Raw genomic sequence first — 17,730 nt, 5'->3', positions numbered from 1 at the left:
TGACCCAGGCCGGCTATCTGATTGTTACTGGCGGCGGCCCGGGAGCGGTGGAAGCTGGACACCTCGGCGCGACCTTCAGCCACGCTTCAGACGCGGCTTTCGAGCAGGGCCTCGCCGCGCTTGCAACTGTTCCTAACCTGCCGGTCCTGAGCAACGTCGTCGCTGCAAATGGCGATCCTGCGCCAGGAAAGGAATGTGCATTCAACAAGGCCCGGCTCTGGCTCAACGCGGCTTTGGAAGTGAAGGACAGCGCACCGTCTCAACGAGGAGAAAGTCTCGCCATTCCCACCTGGTTCTATGGATCAGAGCCCTCGACGCCGTTCGCGAGCGCATACGCCAAATACTTCCAGAACAGCATAAGGGAAGAAGCGCTGATTACCCAGTCGCGTGCGGGCATCGTCTACGCGCAGGGCGCCGGCGGCACCCTTCGCGAGATATTCGAGGATGGTGAGCAGAATTTCTATGCCGTGACGGCTGCCGACTTCACGCCGATGATCTTTTTCGATCCGGACGGGTTCTGGGAACACGACGCTGAATTTGACAAACACGGCGTGACGAGGCCTGGCGTCAATGTGCGCGACCTTATCCAGAAAGTGTTTCGCTATGGGCAAACTGACTCGGTTGCGGTGCTGAACAAGGTCAGGTTCACAGTCGATTTTGACGAGATTGATACAGTCCTGCGTGCTCACGCTCCGATCGCACAGCAAAGCCTGGCCTTCTCGCTGGCCTCGGTTTGAACAGAAGCGTTAGCTGTGGGGAAGCGTCATGGTGAAATAGGTGAGGGTAGGTTATTGCCGAACGATTTTCGTCAAACATCCCGAATCGAGGCGCCCCTACCGGCGCCATCAGACGAATGAATTCGAGCAAGACCGCAGGATGATCCCTTACGCGCGTTTTCCCATTGGCACCACGTTTCCATCGCTCCGCGGCACCAGGGACACGACTGCCGCCCTTGCGAGGTCTTCCAAGGCGGTCGCAATGTATTTCGCGTAGTTACGTTGTCGCTCTCCTTGCGCTGGGCTGGAGGCGCGTCACCGATTTCACGTTTAGTCATGGTGACACTCCCCAAAAGCGGGAGAGCTACCAAACCAGCGTGTCTCCTCTTCGAGTGAAATCAAGGTGCGCCTTCCGACTTTCTTCGGATGAAGACGGCCTTCTTTAATCTCCTTGTAGGCAGTGGTGCGTCCGATTCCGTTGCGAAAACAGAATTCCTCCAAACTGAAGCAATTTCGTTTCGGGTTTTCCGACTTGCTCATGGACATAGTTCTCCACACCGCTCAAACGTGAGCGGAAAGGTCAGTTTCAGGTGAATCTGAAATTTGAGTGGACTTAACGGTCGGCCGCGAGTTGCAGGCGGAATGCCTGCCGCGTCCGGCGCGAAGCACCATTCGAAACATCAGTCTTCGGTGAATCTGAAATTCGTGGATTCAACGGTCGGCCGCGAGTTGCAGGCCTATTGCCTGCCGCGTCGAGCCGCGAAGTACCATTCAGTACGTCTTCGCGGGCGCTCGTTGTCTGCAGGGCGGACCATGACGGTCCGCCGGCAGAGACTCACCACCTGTCCACTATCGTGGCTGAGTCTAGGATCAGGGAGTTGGCGCCAAGAACTTGGGCGTCAGCGTCTGCGGTGATCCATAACATTGACACTAATGCGCAAACGCAATTTTTTCAAGTCGAATGACTCTATGCGCCTCTGACGATATCCGCCTTTGGATGTAAGCGAGAAGACCAGCGTGACGCCTTGTGGAAACGTCGCGACCCAGTCTCCGGGATCTCTCGCACCGCAAAAGCGAGCAACTTTCTGAGCAAGATCGGATTTGTCTCTCGCAAATCCCAAGTACATGTCTCCGTCGTTACAAAATCGATTGTAGAAGCTCTCATTAGATCCACGTACCTGCGGTGAATAAGTAATGGAAGCTTGAACGGGATATGCTTCTTGCGCGGCCAGCCTACCGACCGGCAGCAGACCCAGAGCTGTAGCAACCGACCAAAGTTTCAGTGTTGCTTTGCTTCGCATGATTAACTCCGTCTCCATTGGTTGGGTCGACCTGGCGAAGGGTGTCGCACGATCTGCCAGCTTCTACCGTTTGGCAGCCTCCTCGCCTATCGAGCGGCGTTCTTGGGTTCGTATTCGACCGAATACGTGCCGGTGCAATCGTCGGCCATCGGTCGGAAAGCCATGTACACCTCTATCTCGGGAGGCTTGGACAGGGCATAGGGGATGAACTCCTTCTGATCGACGTCGATCTTTTCCGCGTCCTGCGTTTCGTATCCCGCGTCGTCGACCTCCTTGCTGTCCCTGCCGAAGCGCATCTCGAAAGGATCCTGCTTCGCCGTCCTGCCGCTTGGCGTCATCTTGAATCTCACCATGGGGTCTCCTGTCCTATCGAGCGGAAACACCCACATCGCAGCCCAGACGTTGATGTCGCAAGAGGCGTCGAAGATCCTGATCACCGTGTCGAAGCGGCCTACACGAACCTTGCGCAACATCATGCCGCCGCTGAAAACGCCCTTCGGAAAGGTCAAGGGCTGCGCCTTGACCCGCTTGTCGATGTCGTTCAGTTTGTCCGCGATGGTGACGTTGTTCTTCCGCAGCGTGATCTCGGCTTGATCCTTCAGGCATTGCGTGTAGATCTTGTAGAATTCGACGCCGACGGCGTCCGGCTTCAGCTTGTCCAGTACGGCGCCGAAGTCGGTCAGCTTGGCCTGCCCCGTCGCCTCGGCGCCCTTCAGGAAGCGGGTCAGTTCGCCCTTCACCTCTCCTTCGATTCCGAGCGCCCGGCCTCCGGCACAGAGCTTCATGATGTCGTCGGTGCCGGCGGCGGTGGGGAGGGATTGCGCCCGAGCGACGCAGGACAATGAGAAAAGCAACGAAGCCGCGATCAATGTGGTGCGCATCGGAAAATCCTGTTCGAAATACGAAAGCCCAGCTACTATTCTAGGTAACTTTCTGTTGACAGAGCAAGTTATCCGTGTGTCAATTCCATAGCAATCCCGTGACACGTCCCGCGCCCAGATGGCTGCCGGTCGTCATCTCGATACTCATCCAGTGCGGATCCTTCGAGCGACAGAATTTCCTGCTGGATCTCTTCCAGGAGCTCTTCGCACGTTCGTCCGGACCCGACCGCGCCATCACTCGCAAGAACCTCGATGATCCCGCCAGCGTTTATTGAAACAAGCCACACCATCGTGGCATCGAGCTGCTGCGTGAAACAATAGATGCGTCACAGACGCTCATTACCGACGGTCGCGGGAGGCCCGTCTCCATGCCGTAACCGGACCAATCCTCCCTGACCGCTGCCGGAAATGGAACTACCTGCCAAGTTATGTCATGATTTCTGCAACTAGGGAGGGAGCCGTGGCCGACGTTGAAAATTGGGTGATGCTGGAAGACCAAGAGCCGACCGAGCAAGAGAAGAAATTTGAGGAAGCCCATCGGCAAGCCACAGAACGGATCAAGGCGTACGAGGAGCGGATTGTTACCGTCCTCAAAGGCCACTTGGCTGCCGAACAGGCTCTCAACTATTTGCTGACTGTGGCCAAGCGACGAAAACGAGGCCGGAAATTTGCCGGCAAGATGTACGTTGCCAAGGGGCTCTTCGTGAAAGAGATGACCGAAGAACTCTGGAGATTGCTCGAAGTCGGCAACGACCTTCGCAACTCAATCGCTCACGGCGATAAGCAGGGCACTATCGACAACTGGATTGTCGAGCTTCGCAAAGCATTCATCGACGCGAAAGGGATGGCAACTTGAACCGCGTCGGTATCGGCATCGCTTTGATATCAACGATAGATTAACCAAGACCGACCGAACGAAATCGGCGGAACAGGACGTTCAGCGATTTCGCTCGGTGCGATGGCGTCGTTATAGCCAGATCACGCCGCAAACGAAAGCAGCCATTCTGCCGGGTTTTGGACAAAGTAAGAAAATTCAGATCATCAAATGGCCCGGCGCTTTCCGTTATGCCAGTCCCGATATCATTATCGGAACCCGGAACGCGAACGGCAACCTGGAGGTCGATGCCGTAGATTGCTATCCAATCTACGGCGATATCTCCCAGGATGAGACGGCCAGACGAGTGGTACACGTGGCGGCCGAATCCACGTTTTTCCGAAGATTTTGGATCCTGCTTCCGACGTGGTCCGTCGGTTGGCTCGTTGCATCGATGTGTGAAGATTTGAAGCTCGCTAACGTCGGCGTCGTGGACGTCGATTTGAAAATGCACGTGGCTCAGAAGGTGCTTGAGCCGACGGATCACCCAACTCCAGATCGCCGAGACATGATGCCAAGTGCAGTCGCCAAGTATTTTACTAGAATTGCGTAGTGGGGAGCGAGGGTTTCCCGATCGTTTCAGTCGGCTGACCCTTGATCAGCGGGTCCGAGGTTTGAGCCTGTGCGCCCGTCAAAACTCAAATCGGATGTAGTTCTCGCGCTTCGGCCTCGCATTTGAGCGCACGCATGGGTCACGCATCAGGCAGTCAACAAGGGTGTGTGCGACAAGCCGGAAAAGCTGAAGTCTCTATTGAATCCTTGATCGATGCGAGACCCATCGGTTTTTAGAGGATCCCTGATCAAAGATCCTGTGCCTGGCTCCAACCGAGTCTACGCGATGCCGCGAACCGCCGATCCGCTAGGTAGCGTCCGCTTGCAAGCGTTAGGTAATCGTATCCCGGGCCCAGATCTATGACGTCGGTGTCGTCGATATTTCCGACATCCACGCGTCTTCGTCGGAATGGATAAGCTAAAGTACGGCTCGTTCGATTTGAATGTAAACTCATAGATACCACCACGTCGTTACTGACACCGTCGAGGACCGCGCGTTTAGGTGGACCGAATTAACTCTTTACTTTTGACAGTGCCGGGGTTGGTGATTCAGCTTTTCGGTAAGCTCCCGCTCCATTGATGAATTTTGCTCAGTGGTGCATGTATGAATTTGAGGTTCTCACATAGCTGCTTCGAATCGATTATCCCCGGCGTGCCTAAGAAAGATTCGCGGGGTTCAGGCCCCCTCGGTCCACTGCCGGGCGCTCGGCCGCAAGCCCCTGAGGACGTGATGAAGGTTGATCCGGCCCTTTTGAGTTCGCTTACCGCGATTTGTGGCGCTTTGCGCGACGGTGCAGTCTCGCTCGTCTCGACGGTGTATGGCCAGCGTCGGCTGGATCGTCGAGATTGGCGGGAGCGGGAAATTACTAAGCCGAGGCGGCGTACGCCGCGTTCATTTCAGCGGCGAGCGCTGTAATGGCCAAAGCGGTGGTAAGCGATTTCGAATTAGGTTCCGAAGAGCAACGACTGCTCGGAATCGCAAATAGGATCCGATTGTCTGCACCTGCCGATGTGGTTCAGGAAGTGGAGAAGCTAATCAGACAGATCATCGCTATCTGGTTGAAGCCGCGCCTCGTTTTTCGGGCGACGGCCAGCGAGGCGCTGCTACTGGGGAGAGTCTGCAGGTGCCGGTGGGCTGCGCATTCCGAAGATATTTGGACGAGCTTAGAGCCCACGGTGACCAGGCGTTGCCGAGTGCGCTGGCAGTGCATAAGTATGGGGTATCGGCGGGTCATGGAACTTTCGTTCTCTCTTCCAAAATTCAACCGACACTTGAGAAATCGCCAGGTCTCCGTAAAGCCCAGCGCCACGTGAGAGTCCGTCGAATTGGCGCGGTCTTTCCATCTAAGCCAGTTTCGGTATCACGAGGTTAGCGGATCTAAGAGGTCGCCTAGTGCACGAGCATCGATTACAACCTCGAGCGGAGGTAAGCCCCCGCAACAGTTCTCGGTCATTCATTTCAAATTCGCACGCAGTTCCGCCTTTGCAATTCACTGTCCCCCCAAGGCCCCTCAGGAGACTTCTATGTGCGCCTCACTTCGTTCTGTCCTCACCGCGTTGAGCTTCGCGTGTCTTTCAGGCGCCTTCACCACTGGCGGTGCACTGGCACAGGCCAAGCAGGAAGCGCCGCCGCAGGTCGGCCAGCCGCTCCAAATCAAGCAGATCGCGCTGACCGAGAAGCAGATCCAGGGTGTGCTCGCTGCACAAAAGGATATCGACGCCATCAACTCCAAGCAGCCTGACAGCGTGCAGCCGGATCCAAAAGTGATCGCGCAACTAGATGCGGTCGTAAAGAAGAACGGCCTTGCAAGCTACGACGAATACAACGACGTGATTTACAATATCAGCCTGGTGCTCGGCGGCTTCGATCCCGCAACCAAGAAGTATGTCGGCAGTAAAGCTGTCGTCAAGCAGCAGATCGCGCAGGTCGAGGCCGACAAGAAGATGTCAGCCAATGACAAGAAGCAGGCGCTCGACGGCCTGAGCATGGCGCTTAAGTCGCCCGAGCCGCCGATCGAGAACAAGGGCAACGTCGACCTTGTCGCCAAGTATTACGACAGACTCGCCGAGCTGCTAGGCGACGACCGGGATTGATGGTTCTCTCCGCCCGAGCGGCACGGTGCTGCCATCCATTCTCCTGCGTCAATCGGGCCGTACATGATCGTCCAGTCCGACGCCATTGCTGAAAGGAAATTCACGACAGCACCAAAATTTCTTCGTTGGTGCCCGCGGAGTTCCGCCGCCATTCTCTGTGGCCTTACCATTGAGCTGTTGGGAGGCGAGGACATGATGAGCGCACGCCCATCCATCCCTGCGGGCGGCTGCGCTATCCCTTCAATTGTTCCGACCCTGATTGGTGCCGCGGCAACCGCTGCTGCTATTGGGACTGCCGCGCTGATCCTGATGCTGAAGTTCTCGGCGGAGATCGAAGTGGAGCCCACCTGGGGCAGAGGAAACGGTGATGTCCGCATTCCTCGAGGTCGTAGGTTCTCACCCGCTGATAACCGAAGATAAGGAGTTCTCGTCAGTCCGCCCGCTGATCGATTGGTTGGGCTACAACGGATACTCGGTTATCACGAAGGCGACCAAGGAATTCGTCGATTCGGCCGAAAAATTAAGGGTGAGATGGACGTCGACTTGGCAGTCAGCGCCATGGAGCTTGTCGAGTACATCGACGAACTTGTACTGTTCTCGGGCGATGGCGACTTCCGTTCCTTGTAGCAGCGCTGCAGCGACGTGGTGTCCGCGTAACCGTGGTCTCCATCATGGCTTGTCGGCCCGCGATTGTGGCGGACGAGTTGCGGCGGCCAGCCGACGTCTTCATCGATATCAACGAGTTGAAGGTTAGCATCGGCGCGATCCGACCAATCGGCTCGCCCCGGCGACCATCGTCCCTAGCCGCCGATCGGAGCGCGGCGCGGCCTTTCCCCTTAACGAATCATCGAACCCTGAAAACGAGTGCTTTAGAGGACAAGATCGTGCGTACTTATACGATAATCGTTGCCTCGGTAGCCCTTGGGCGGAACGGTCTTGTTGGAGCCCGCTGTCGCACTGCAATCCAACGGACCGGCGGTCGGCGTCGTGGATGTCGTCAATTCTTGGTGGTTTGATCGGGATGGTGATCTATGCCGGCTGGAGTGGCGGTTGCGACATCCTTGCGCTGCCATCGAATTCCCGTCCGGACAGTTCGGGCGATCCGGAGCGGATCGGGGCCGATCGATGCTGAGGGTGAGGGTGTCGCCGATCCTGATGGTTACGCCCGCACTGTTCGGAGGCTGGAAATGACCAGATGTATTGTCTGGGTGGCATCGAATCCCAATTGCGCCAACCATGCCTTCAACGTCTCCAACGGCGATTGCTTCCGGTGGCGGGATGTCCGGCCGCAGATCGCCAAGAAGTTCAGCATGACCGCGGGCCGACCTCGCACGATCACGCAACATGCGTATCGCATTCGAGCCGATCTGCTGGGGTCGCTAGGTCACCGATTACCGGCAGGCATGGAAAACCTTGCGGGATCTGAACCACCCGAATGTCGGCCTGATGCTCGACTCCTTCTATGCTTTTCCTTCTATGCTTTCGTTTCGGATATTCCGTTGAACGACATCGCCGACATTCCGGCCGACAAGATCTTCATGGTGGAACTGTCGGACTTCGCGGCCTCAGCCCTGCCTCCCATCGAGATCAGCCGGCACTATCGGCTGTTCCCGGGCGAAGGACATTCGCCGATGCAATCCTTCCTGCGCGAAGTTATAAAAACCGGATACGCCGGTTGCCTTTCGGTCGAAGTGTTCAATGCCCTGTACAGGCAGAGTGATCCATTTGACACAGCGCACCGTAGCATGGCCTGTACGACGTGCATTCTTCAATCGCTGTGATTAGCAAACCCTGCTGCGCTTAGTTCGACGAGATCATACCACTTGTTGATGTCCGCTTCTGCGCGCCAAACATACGGCGCACGACAGCATCGCGGATAATGCTCATCTCTCAAGAGCGTTATGAAAACGCTTCATTAAGGAGCGACGACCCTAGCTTCCTCCTGCACGGTCGGCTCGGCCACTTCGGGCGCGGGCCGGCGCCCTCTCGGGTTTCTTTCCGGCGCGCGCAGAAGCTCTCGTCCCGGTCGCGGATCCCTGCGACTGCGACGCACCGGAACTGAGAGTGACGGCCTCGCGAATGAGTGCTCTGAGCCACAGCGAACCGGGATCGTCATGAACACGGCTGTGCCACAGCATCGACAGTTCGATCGTCTCCACGTGATTCCGAGGAAAGTCGATGATCCTGATCTGCGCCGAACTGGGGCAGGCGGCGGCGTAGCGGCGTGCAACGAGCGTGACCATGTCCGTCGCCGCCGTGACGGCGATGGCTGTCGTCGCGTCGTAGACCATCATCGAGGTCGAGGCTCGCTGGGCCAATCGAGGTGAATCCGCTTCATCGTTAGTCTCCAGGATGACGCGAGACACGAGATCTTTGCGTGCGGGTGGTTCACGCGACGGGTCGGTCGCGGTGGCGATGCCGATGGCAAGACGCGGCCAGGCGAGGAAGGCGGCATGGTCGAACGGTTGTTTGGCGAGAGGATGATGGGAGCCGATCGCCCACGCTTTCTCATCGTGAAAGAGAACTTCGGATCGGAGGCGGGGCGGAACTCGGTCGAACGCGCCCAACGCGATATCGACCTGCTGCTGGTCGAGCGCCTGAGCGAGGTCGGCGCTGGTGTTGACGATTTGCAGGGTGATGCCCGGCGCGGATTTGCGTGCGAGCGCGATAAGGCCGGGAACGATCAGCGTGCAAAAATAAGAACCGGCCGAAATGACGAAGCGCTGGCGTGTCTTGGCCGGGTCGAACAGCGGTATCCCAACCACGTTGCGGATCTCTGCCAGCGCCACTCGGAGCCGCGGCGCAAGCTGATGCGCGCGGGACGTCGGCTGCAAGCCGGACGGAATTCGCACGAACAATGGATCGCCCAGTACATCCCTGAGGCGAGCGAGCGCATGGCTGACCGCAGACTGCGAGAGGAAAAGACGAGCCGCTGCCCTGGTGACATTGCATTCGTCATACAGGACATCGAAAACCCGCAGCAGATTGAGATCAATGTTGGTCATGAGCTAGCTTAATGATGATTGTAATAGATATGCATTAGCATAATCAGGCTCTCGCCGCTATTCCTTTGTGGGAGCGAAAGAACCAGCCCGCGAGATCCAACTGCCGGGTGACAACAATTGGAAGATGGCATCTCGGCCGCCGGCGCGGGCGAGGGATCAATCTTCGCTCACTTGTGCGCGTCGAAGATGGAAAAGTCCTGACGTTGCTTCCTGGCGAGCTACCCCGGAGAGACAATTTCAATATGTTGAAGGTCGAACAGAGAAAGGAACTTGGCGCCGAGCGCCGCGCACCCTTCGAGTGCATCGCATTGCTGTTGCAGGGGGGCGGCGCCCTCGGCGCCTACCAGGCTGGAGTCTACGAGGCGCTGTCGGAAGCAGGCATCCATCCGGACTGGGTGGCGGGCATCTCGATCGGGGCCGTCAACTCGGCGATCATAGCCGGCAACCCGCCGGAAAAGCGCGTGGAGAAGCTGCGCGGGTTCTGGGAGCTCGTTACAAATGACGTCCTCGGGAGGTGGATGCCGGATTTCCTGACGTCCTCGATGCGGGGTGATTGGCTTCGCGGTCTATTGAACCAAGTCAGTGCCAATTCGGCCATGCTGGGCGGCGTTCCGGGATTTTTCACGCCAAGGCGTCCGCCGCCCTGGCTTCGCCCGATGGGCACGATCGAGGCGACCAGTTTCTACGACACTGCAAAGCTCAAGAGCACTTTGGAAAGCCTCGTCGATTTCGACCGTATCAATGCGCAGGAGACGCGTTTCAGCGTTGGTGCGGTGAACGTGCGGAGCGGCAATTTCGTCTATTTCGATTCGACGACGCACACGATCGGACCCGAACACGTGATGGCGAGCGGCGCCTTGCCACCGGGCTTCGCCGCTGTCGAAATCGAGGGCGAGAGCTATTGGGACGGCGGCCTCGTCTCGAATACCCCGTTGCAATGGGTGCTGGACAGCGCTCCGCGTCGGGACACGCTGGCTTTCCAAGTCGACCTATGGAACGCGCGGGGAGGGTTTCCCGGCAACTTGGCCGAGGTCCAAACGCGACAAAAAGAGATTCAATCTTCGAGCCGTACCCGAGCCAACACGGATCAGTTCAAGCGGGCGCAGCGGATACGCAACACCGTCGCTGCGTTGCTCGAGAGGCTTCCCGACGATCTGAAGGGCGAACCCAACGCGAAGCTGCTCCGCTCCATTGCCGACCGCAAGGTCTACAACATGGTGCACCTGATCTATCGGGCCAAGGCCTACGAGGGAAACTCGAAAGACTATGAGTTTTCCCGCTTGAGCATGGAGACTCATTGGGGTGCCGGCTACCACGATACGGTGCGAACGCTGCGTCATCCCGATGTCCTGAAGCGACCTACCAACCTTGAAGGCGTCGCGGTCTTCGACCTGGAGCGGGACGACCGCGGCTAAGGGACGAAACCGTCTGTCCGACGCCAAACCCGTGCCGGCTGACTCCCGGCCCAGGAGATGCCTCCGAAGTCAGTCACGCAAACCAACGAAAGAAGCGTACGATGAATTTCAGGAATACGCTCGCCGTCGTCACCAGCGTGGCGAGCGGCATAGGTAGGGCAATTGCAGGGCGGTCCTCGAGCTTGCATTCGAGCCAGCATCTCCCGGACCTCGTGGATCTGCCGTCGAGTGCGACCGTGGTACCCCGACGCGCTGCGTTCAAATGCCGCAACTCGATATTGCCGAACCTGTTCCCGCCGGAGACGCAATTTCTCCATGCAGCATCCGTGAACCGAGCTGACATGCGGCAAGCTTATCACTTTAAGGAGTTGCACGAGATGGAAGTCAATTCGCACACACTTGGATTTCTGCTGGATGAAGTCGCGCGGTTGCTCAAAAGGAGATTCGAGCAACATGCGCGGGGTTCCGGGCTGACCCGATCGCAATGGCAGGTGCTGACGTATCTGGACCGAAACGAAGGGATCAATCAAAGCAGATTGGCGGGGCTCCTCGACCTCGAGCCGATCACGCTTTCCCGCATCGTCGATAAGCTCCAATCCGTCCGATTGATCGAACGGCAGCCCGACCCCACCGACCGACGGGTCTGGACTCTTCATCTTACCGGCCGGGCGGCCGAAATTGACGGAAGTGCGCAAGCTCGGCGACCTGACGAGTAGCGAGGCCTTCGCCGGGGTCTCCGATGCCGACAGGCTACACCTGCAGAAGACACTACAAACGTTGAAATCGAATCTCACGGACGCGTGCGACACTTCGCTGGTAGTGCAACAGCGAGCAATTCATGGCTGATACAAGCGAAATCAAACCGCAACTCGGCAGCGCCGTCGTGGTGAAATGCGGTCCCGCCGGTCCCAAGGATAAAATCCGTCGTCTGGCGCACCGACCACCGCGGGAACGTTACGAGTCGGCAGGGCACTTCGCCGCAGTCGGCTACGAATTACAGCTTAGCTCACAGGTTGCTGCGAGCGAGACCCGCGTCGGTATCTTCCGGATCTCGAAGTCCGGCCACGTGAATCGGAAGGATAGGCTATGGGCATCGTTCGTTTCGCTCTACGTTTTCCGCACACATACTATGTGGCGGCGGCCCTGATAATTTTTCTGGGTGTCGTTGCATCCTGGAAGATGCCCACAGACATCTTCCCGGAGATCAACATTCCTGTCGTGACGGTGATCTGGACCTATACCGGCCTTAGCACGCCGGAGATGGACCAGCGCGTCACCACCTACAGCCAGTATTCGATCAGCACGAGCGTCAACGGCATCAAGAACATCGAGGCTCAGTCCTTGGCCGGGCTCTCGGTGCAGAAGATTTTCTTCCAGCCGGACGTCAATCTCGACCTCGCCATAGCGCAGATCGTGTCTGCGACCAACAGCGTCCGCTCGGCGCTGCCGCCGGGAATCCAAGCCCCGACGGTGGTGCAATTCAATGCGTCGAGCGTCCCGGTGCTTCAGATAAGCTTGAGTTCCGATACGCTCAGCGAGCAGCAGCTCTATGACTACGGCATCTACCGAATCCGCCAGCAACTGGCCCCGATACCCGGGATCACGCTTCCGACGCCTGCGGGCGGAAAATATCGCCAGATCATGGTTGATCTCGATCCGTCAAAGCTGCTCGCCAAGGGGCTGACCCCGCTTGACGTAGTGAATGCGGTCAATACTCAGAATCTGACGCTTCCCTCCGGCACCGCAAAAATTGGCGACAAGCAATATGCAGTTCAGACCAATGCGACCCCCGCGACCATCGACGATCTCAACAATATTCCGGTCAAGGTGGTGAACGGGGCAACCGTATTCGTAAAGGACGTCGGCCAGGTTCACGACGGCTGGCTGGTGCAGCAGAACGTCGTGAGGGAGAACGGTCGGCGATCGGTTCTGCTCAACATAATCAAGAACGGTAACGCTTCGACATTGAGTGTCGTCAACGCGGTCCATAAGGCGTTACAGGTCTCGCGCGCCGCCGCACCTGCCGGCATGCAGATCCATGAATTGTTCGATCAGTCCGTGTTCGTGAAGGAATCGGTAATCGGTGTGCTACGCGAGGGCGCGATCGCGGCCGCGCTGACCGCGCTGATGATCCTGCTGTTCCTCGGATCGTGGCGATCGACGCTCGTCGTCATGATCTCGATCCCGCTTTCGATTCTTTGCTCGCTGATCGCGCTATATTTCCTCGGCGATACGATTAATACCATGACGCTCGGCGGACTTGCACTCGCGATCGGAATCCTGGTCGACGATTCGACGGTCACGATCGAGAACACTCACCGCCTGCTTACGGAAGAAAGGCAGCCGCTGCCGCAAGCCACGCTACATGGAGCAGCCGGGATCGCCGTGCCGACGCTGGTCTCGACGCTTGCCATCAGCTGCGTCTTTACTTCGGTGGTGTTCCTCGACGGCCCGGCAAAATATTTGTTTACGCCACTGGGATTGGCAGTCGTGTTCGCAATGCTGGCCTCTTACGGTCTGTCACGCACCCTGACGCCGATCACCATCGGCCTGTTGCTCAAGAATGAACACCATGGTCCAGCCGAGGGAACTCCGCGGGGCTTGTTCGCCCGTTTTCATGCGGCGTTCGAGCGACGCTTCGAGTCGATGCGTCACGCCTATTCGCGGTCGCTCAAAGAATTGCTAAAGAACCGGTTCATAGTTCCCACCGCGATGGTTCTGCTGCTAGTCCTCGGAGGGGCGATGTTCCCATTGGTCGGCCGGGACTTCTTTCCGGCCATCGATGGCGGACAGATTCAGCTTCACGTTCGTGCACCAGCCGGGACCCGGATCGAATCGACCGAGCGGAACTTCCAGGAGGTCGAAAACAAGATCCGCGAGATCATTCCCGAGAGCGATCGCGCATTGATAGTCGACAATATCGGGCTGCCGGCGAGGGCCTACAATCTGGCGTTTGCCGATGGCTCGACCATCGGCGTGAACGACGGCTTCATTCTGATCTCGCTGAAGGAGGGGCACGCGGCAACGGGCGAATACGTCCGCAAGCTGCGAACGGTGCTGCCCGAGACATTTCCCGAAGATACATTCTACTTCCAGGCGGCCGACATCGTCACCCAGATCCTCAATTTCGGGCTGCCGGCGCAAATCGATGTGCGTACCGCCGGCTATGACAGGGCCAACAATCTGCGGGTTGCGCGGGAGTTGCGCCGGCGTATCGCGGCGATACCGGGAATCGTGGATGCGCATCTGCAGCAGGAAGTCGATGCGCCGGCGTTCTATGCCACTATCGACCGCACGCGGGCGGCGCAGCTCGGGCTGAATGCGAACACCATCGCCACCAATCTCAATGTCAGCCTGAGCTCATCCGAGCAGGTCACGCCGAATTTCTGGACTGATCCGAAATCGGGAATCCCATACTTTCTAGCGGTCCAGACACCGGAGAACAGGATCGGTTCGCTGAGCGATCTCGGCAATACGCCGGTTTCCACTTCGCTATCCTCATCTCTGACCGATGTCCCGGTGCCCGGTTTGCTGAGTAACGTTGCGACATTCAAGCGAGCGAACATCCCGACTAACGCCAACCAAGCCAACATACAGCCGGTCTATGAGGTGTACGCCAGCACGCAGGGCCGCGATCTCGGAAGCGTCTCCAGCGACATCAGCAATATCGTGACCGACCTGCAGAAGCAGCTCAAGCCCGGAAACACCATCCAGGTGATCGGGCAGATCGAGAGCATGAACGGGGCATTCCTTAATCTCGGCATCGGCCTGCTGTTCGCCGCAGTGTTTGTCTATCTGCTGATGGTCGTGAACTATCAGAATTTCGGCGATCCGTTCGTTGTCATCTTAGCGTTGCCGGCGACACTGTGCGGCATCGTCACCATGCTGTTCGTGACTGGCACCACCCTGAATGTGCCTTCGCTGATGGGCGCGATTATGGCGGTGGGGGTCGCATCGGCGAACTCGATTCTTCTGGTGACGTTCGCCCGGGAACAACAGCTTGCGGGCAAAACCGCGTTCCAAGCTGCCATCGAGGCCGGGCATACGCGGATCCGCCCCGTGCTGATGACGGCGGCCGCCATGATCGTCGGCATGATTCCGATGGCTATTGGCGGTGCCGGCGAAGAGCAAAACGCGGCCCTGGCACGAGCGGTTGTCGGTGGCCTGCTCTTCGCCACGCCGACCACACTATTTCTGGTGCCGTATCTGTTCGCATTGCTGCGCAAACGTAACGACGGCAAACCACATCGCGGTGTGTTTGATGAGGTATTGGAATGAACTTGCACGAACCTTTGGATATTGAGCGAACGCTGGAGACGGACAAGAAAATTGGTGCAGCGCCGCGCCGCGCCGGTCGCCGCCGTTGGACAGGGTGGTTGCCTGTTCTCGGGTTGGTGCTCCTTCTAGTGACAGCGCTGGCTTTCGGGGCATGGAACCACTACGAGCAGCACCGACAGGTGATCGCCACCGCGGAGCAAAGCCGCGATCTGGTCCCGGAGGTCCGCGTGGTATCGGCACAGCCCGGCGACAGCATCCAAATTGTCAGTCTGCCCGCCACCACGTCGGCGTTCGCGGCCGCAAACGTGTTCGCTCGCGCCAGCGGCTATCTCGCTAAGCGCGAAGTAGACATTGGCGACAGGGTAATGGAGGGACAATTGCTGGCCGAGATTGTGGCACCCGAACTCGATCACCAGATCTCGCAAGCCGAGGCTACGCTGGGACAGCTCAAGGCGGCACTGCAGCAGGCAGAGGCCAACAGGGAGCTTGCACAGGTGACGTGGGATCGCGACAGCTCGCTGGTCAGCAAGGGCTGGCTCACGGCCCAGCAAGGATCCATCGACACTCAGACGCTCAAGGCACGGGAGGCTGCGGTCGCCGTTGCGCAGGCCAACGTGGTCGCGGAAGAAGCCCAGGTGCAGGTCCTGCATCAGCAGAAAATTTATCAGCGAGTGGTGGCGCCGTTCCAGGGTGTCATTACCCAGCGCAATGTGGATATCGGTAGCCTGGTCCAAGCCGACGCGACCAGCGGCACGTTCATGTTCACGATCATGCAGGGCAATGTGATCAGAACCCAGGTGTTCGTGCCGCAGGACCAAGCGTTCGGATTGCGGCCGGGCATCGAAACCGTGGTGCACGTGCCCGAAATCCCGAATCGCACCTTTCCAGGCAAGGTGACGCGGATCGCCAATGCCTTGCAGCCGGGGTCCCGCACCCTGCTGACGGAGGTCGATATCCCGAATCCCGACGGAGCTCTTAGCCCCGGGATCTACTGCACCATCGAGCTCCACATTCCGCGCAAGACTCCAAGCTTCAAGGTGTCTGCGGATGCGATCATCTTCAATGAAGCTGGGCTGCAGGTCGCAGTGGTGGAGAATGGCGTAGTGCATCTGCGCAAGGTCACGATCGTACGCGACCTCGGGAAAGAGGTCGAGGTCAACAGCGGCGTCAAGCAGGACGACCAGGTGATCCTCAATCCGGCTGTTGATCTGGTCGACGGCAGCAAGGTACGCGTAGGCCCGCGGGCATAACGCGGTGTCCACTACATTTGCAAGCCGCTCGGCACGTTTCTTCGCAGCGCAAGTCTGCCTAGGTGTCAGGTTCGCACTCCGGACAGGTGTCTTCGATTGATCCGAGCACATCGTCGATGGCGGCCACCGCTTCCTCCTGAGAAATCCCCAGCGGCAGATCCAGGCGATCGACGAGAAGGGTGGGCTCGCGGGTATGCGGGTCCTCGTGGTCCTTCATCGTTAGCATCGAGACTCAAGGTCCGGCGACAGCTCGTCCACTTTCTCCAGGTAGTCGATGTGGATCGTCTGGACAGACCTCAGTCCGTCGAATCTGACGCGCCGACCGCTCGGGGATCCTTGTCCAACGATTAGACCCTCACGCCTACCGTATTTGGGATGGAGCCTCCGTCCCGATGCGCTCATTCGCACTCGGTCGCCGAGCGCGAGCGGCCGCGCGCTCTGCAATGAAGCGTTTGTTTCGTCCGGGACGGTCGAGTCGCCCTCCGACTTCCCGTGAATTGCGGTCGTTCTCATTTTACAGATGCTCCCTGTAAGGCCGAGCGGATCGCGCGTCTTAGTCGCCAAATCGCGACGTTTCTGCTTCGCATTGCTGGCATCGATATGTGATCTCGTCTCTGCCGCCGAACCTCCCCGGTTTTATCGTCTCGATTGACATTGGGCGCGATGATGGGCACTCGGGACAGTGCACCAGCGCGTCGAAGAAGGTTCGGATCGTATAGGACCGGTTCGAATCGAATCTGCGCATGCTCGTTTCCAAGAGCGACGCATGCTGAGATGGTTCGTCCGACCAGGTTATGCGAATGCCAATTCGTCATGTTGGCCATCGATGTCATTCATGACTCCGGTCGAACCCCGTGAAATTTGCCAATCTGCACGGTAGCGAAGGCCGGACCTCGGGATCTTGACGAAAAGGCTGAGCGAGCGTTCGGGAGCCGAAGGTAAGGGGGACCAAGGTACGCAGAGTCAGTTTTGCTGCGGCCATCGACAACGCTCTCACCTGATCGGCGACCGCCGATGCGGTCAAGCGGGATTCATGAATTAACGTTTGGCATTCCTCTCTAGAAAGTTCCTAACGTCGCCGACGGTCAGGATCGTTTCCGCAATCTCGTCGATAATCTCGCAGCCGAATTCGTCTTCGAAGGCCATCATAAGCTCGATTTTGTCGAGGCTGTCCGCGCCGAGGTCAGTGCTCAATCTCGCCGAGCCGACCACCTTCTGCGGCTCGACTTCCAAATGCCGAACGAAAAGGTTCCTAATTCGATCAAGGTCATCCATTGCTCGACCCACCATCAGACGATCCTTCCCGCTAGGCGCGGCGCCGTCGCGTGCACGCGACGATGGCATGGCAGCTCATAGCTCTGAAT

General features: G+C 58.2%; 15 protein-coding genes and 2 pseudogenes. 11 read left to right on the top strand and 6 right to left on the bottom strand.

The genetic code is table 11. The features are described from left to right. Positions 1 to 47 precede the first annotated feature (47 nt). Positions 48 to 737, top strand: coding sequence for a hypothetical protein (locus tag V1289_RS16075; RefSeq protein WP_334397813.1), 690 nt, complete (start codon positions 48 to 50; stop codon positions 735 to 737). Positions 738 to 1,046: 309 nt separating this feature from the next. On the opposite strand, the gene V1289_RS16070 is transcribed toward V1289_RS16075, so the two are convergent. The 3 genes from V1289_RS16070 to V1289_RS16060 all read right to left on the bottom strand — a co-directional run bounded on the left by V1289_RS16070 (position 1,047) and on the right by V1289_RS16060 (position 2,898). Beyond that, on the bottom strand, positions 1,047 to 1,256 hold the full coding sequence (locus tag V1289_RS16070) for a helix-turn-helix domain-containing protein (protein WP_334397812.1): 210 nt from the start codon (positions 1,254 to 1,256) through the stop codon (positions 1,047 to 1,049). Positions 1,257 to 1,615: 359 nt separating this feature from the next. Then, positions 1,616 to 2,017, bottom strand: coding sequence for a hypothetical protein (locus tag V1289_RS16065; RefSeq protein ID WP_334397811.1), 402 nt, complete (start codon positions 2,015 to 2,017; stop codon positions 1,616 to 1,618). An 86-nt stretch (positions 2,018 to 2,103) separates the two neighbouring features. Further along, a complete protein-coding gene (locus tag V1289_RS16060; protein ID WP_334397810.1) occupies positions 2,104 to 2,898 on the bottom strand; it encodes a hypothetical protein in 795 nt (264 codons plus the stop codon). A gap of 460 nt (positions 2,899 to 3,358) precedes the next feature. On the opposite strand from V1289_RS16060, the gene V1289_RS16055 reads away from it, so the two are divergent. The 6 genes and pseudogenes from V1289_RS16055 to V1289_RS16030 all read left to right on the top strand — a co-directional run bounded on the left by V1289_RS16055 (position 3,359) and on the right by V1289_RS16030 (position 8,199). Next, on the top strand, positions 3,359 to 3,754 hold the full coding sequence (locus tag V1289_RS16055) for a hypothetical protein (protein WP_334397809.1): 396 nt from the start codon (positions 3,359 to 3,361) through the stop codon (positions 3,752 to 3,754). Beyond that, positions 3,705 to 4,325 (top strand): hypothetical protein, encoded by a 621-nt coding sequence (locus V1289_RS16050; protein ID WP_334397808.1) that lies wholly within the window; start codon positions 3,705 to 3,707, stop codon positions 4,323 to 4,325. Before V1289_RS16055 ends, V1289_RS16050 begins: the two co-directional genes overlap by 50 nt. Before the next feature lie 1,523 nt (positions 4,326 to 5,848). After that, positions 5,849 to 6,418, top strand: coding sequence for a hypothetical protein (locus V1289_RS16045; RefSeq protein WP_334397807.1), 570 nt, complete (start codon positions 5,849 to 5,851; stop codon positions 6,416 to 6,418). 63 nt (positions 6,419 to 6,481) lie between these two features. Next, positions 6,482 to 6,838, top strand: a complete 357-nt coding sequence (locus tag V1289_RS16040; RefSeq protein ID WP_334408002.1) for a hypothetical protein — start codon at positions 6,482 to 6,484, stop codon at positions 6,836 to 6,838. Then, positions 6,825 to 7,205: pseudogene (locus tag V1289_RS16035) on the top strand (NYN domain-containing protein); the annotation flags it as partial. The gene V1289_RS16040 and the pseudogene V1289_RS16035, both read left to right, overlap by 14 nt. A gap of 244 nt (positions 7,206 to 7,449) precedes the next feature. Next, positions 7,450 to 8,199 carry a hypothetical protein gene (locus tag V1289_RS16030; RefSeq protein WP_334397806.1) on the top strand — a complete coding sequence of 250 codons (750 nt, stop codon included), beginning with the start codon at positions 7,450 to 7,452 and terminating at the stop codon, positions 8,197 to 8,199. Between the two features lie 150 nt (positions 8,200 to 8,349). On the opposite strand, the gene V1289_RS16025 is transcribed toward V1289_RS16030, so the two are convergent. Continuing rightward, positions 8,350 to 9,423, bottom strand: a complete 1,074-nt coding sequence (locus tag V1289_RS16025; protein WP_334397805.1) for a LysR family transcriptional regulator — start codon at positions 9,421 to 9,423, stop codon at positions 8,350 to 8,352. 242 nt (positions 9,424 to 9,665) lie between these two features. On the opposite strand from V1289_RS16025, the gene V1289_RS16020 reads away from it, so the two are divergent. The 4 genes and pseudogenes from V1289_RS16020 (at position 9,666) to V1289_RS16005 (ending at position 16,366) form a co-directional block, all read left to right on the top strand. Continuing rightward, positions 9,666 to 10,838, top strand: coding sequence for a patatin-like phospholipase family protein (locus V1289_RS16020; protein ID WP_334397804.1), 1,173 nt, complete (start codon positions 9,666 to 9,668; stop codon positions 10,836 to 10,838). A 377-nt stretch (positions 10,839 to 11,215) separates the two neighbouring features. Further along, positions 11,216 to 11,684: pseudogene (locus tag V1289_RS16015) on the top strand (MarR family winged helix-turn-helix transcriptional regulator). A gap of 240 nt (positions 11,685 to 11,924) precedes the next feature. Beyond that, positions 11,925 to 15,116, top strand: a complete 3,192-nt coding sequence (locus tag V1289_RS16010; protein WP_334397803.1) for an efflux RND transporter permease subunit — start codon at positions 11,925 to 11,927, stop codon at positions 15,114 to 15,116. Continuing rightward, positions 15,113 to 16,366: an efflux RND transporter periplasmic adaptor subunit gene (locus tag V1289_RS16005; RefSeq protein WP_334397802.1), complete on the top strand. Its 1,254-nt coding sequence runs from the start codon at positions 15,113 to 15,115 to the stop codon at positions 16,364 to 16,366. Before V1289_RS16010 ends, V1289_RS16005 begins: the two co-directional genes overlap by 4 nt. Positions 16,367 to 16,424: 58 nt before the next feature. On the opposite strand, the gene V1289_RS16000 is transcribed toward V1289_RS16005, so the two are convergent. Next, entirely contained in the window at positions 16,425 to 16,583 is a 159-nt protein-coding gene (locus V1289_RS16000; RefSeq protein ID WP_334397801.1) for a hypothetical protein, read from the bottom strand. An 821-nt stretch (positions 16,584 to 17,404) separates the two neighbouring features. Then, a complete protein-coding gene (locus V1289_RS15995; RefSeq protein ID WP_334397800.1) occupies positions 17,405 to 17,641 on the bottom strand; it encodes an acyl carrier protein in 237 nt (78 codons plus the stop codon). Between the last annotated feature and the right edge of the window lie 89 nt (positions 17,642 to 17,730).

This window comes from Bradyrhizobium sp. AZCC 2289, from assembly GCF_036924615.1.
Taxonomy (GTDB): domain Bacteria; phylum Pseudomonadota; class Alphaproteobacteria; order Rhizobiales; family Xanthobacteraceae; genus Bradyrhizobium.
The sequence above is the reverse complement of the archived record's forward strand: the minus strand, read 5'-3'. Positions and strand labels throughout refer to the sequence as shown.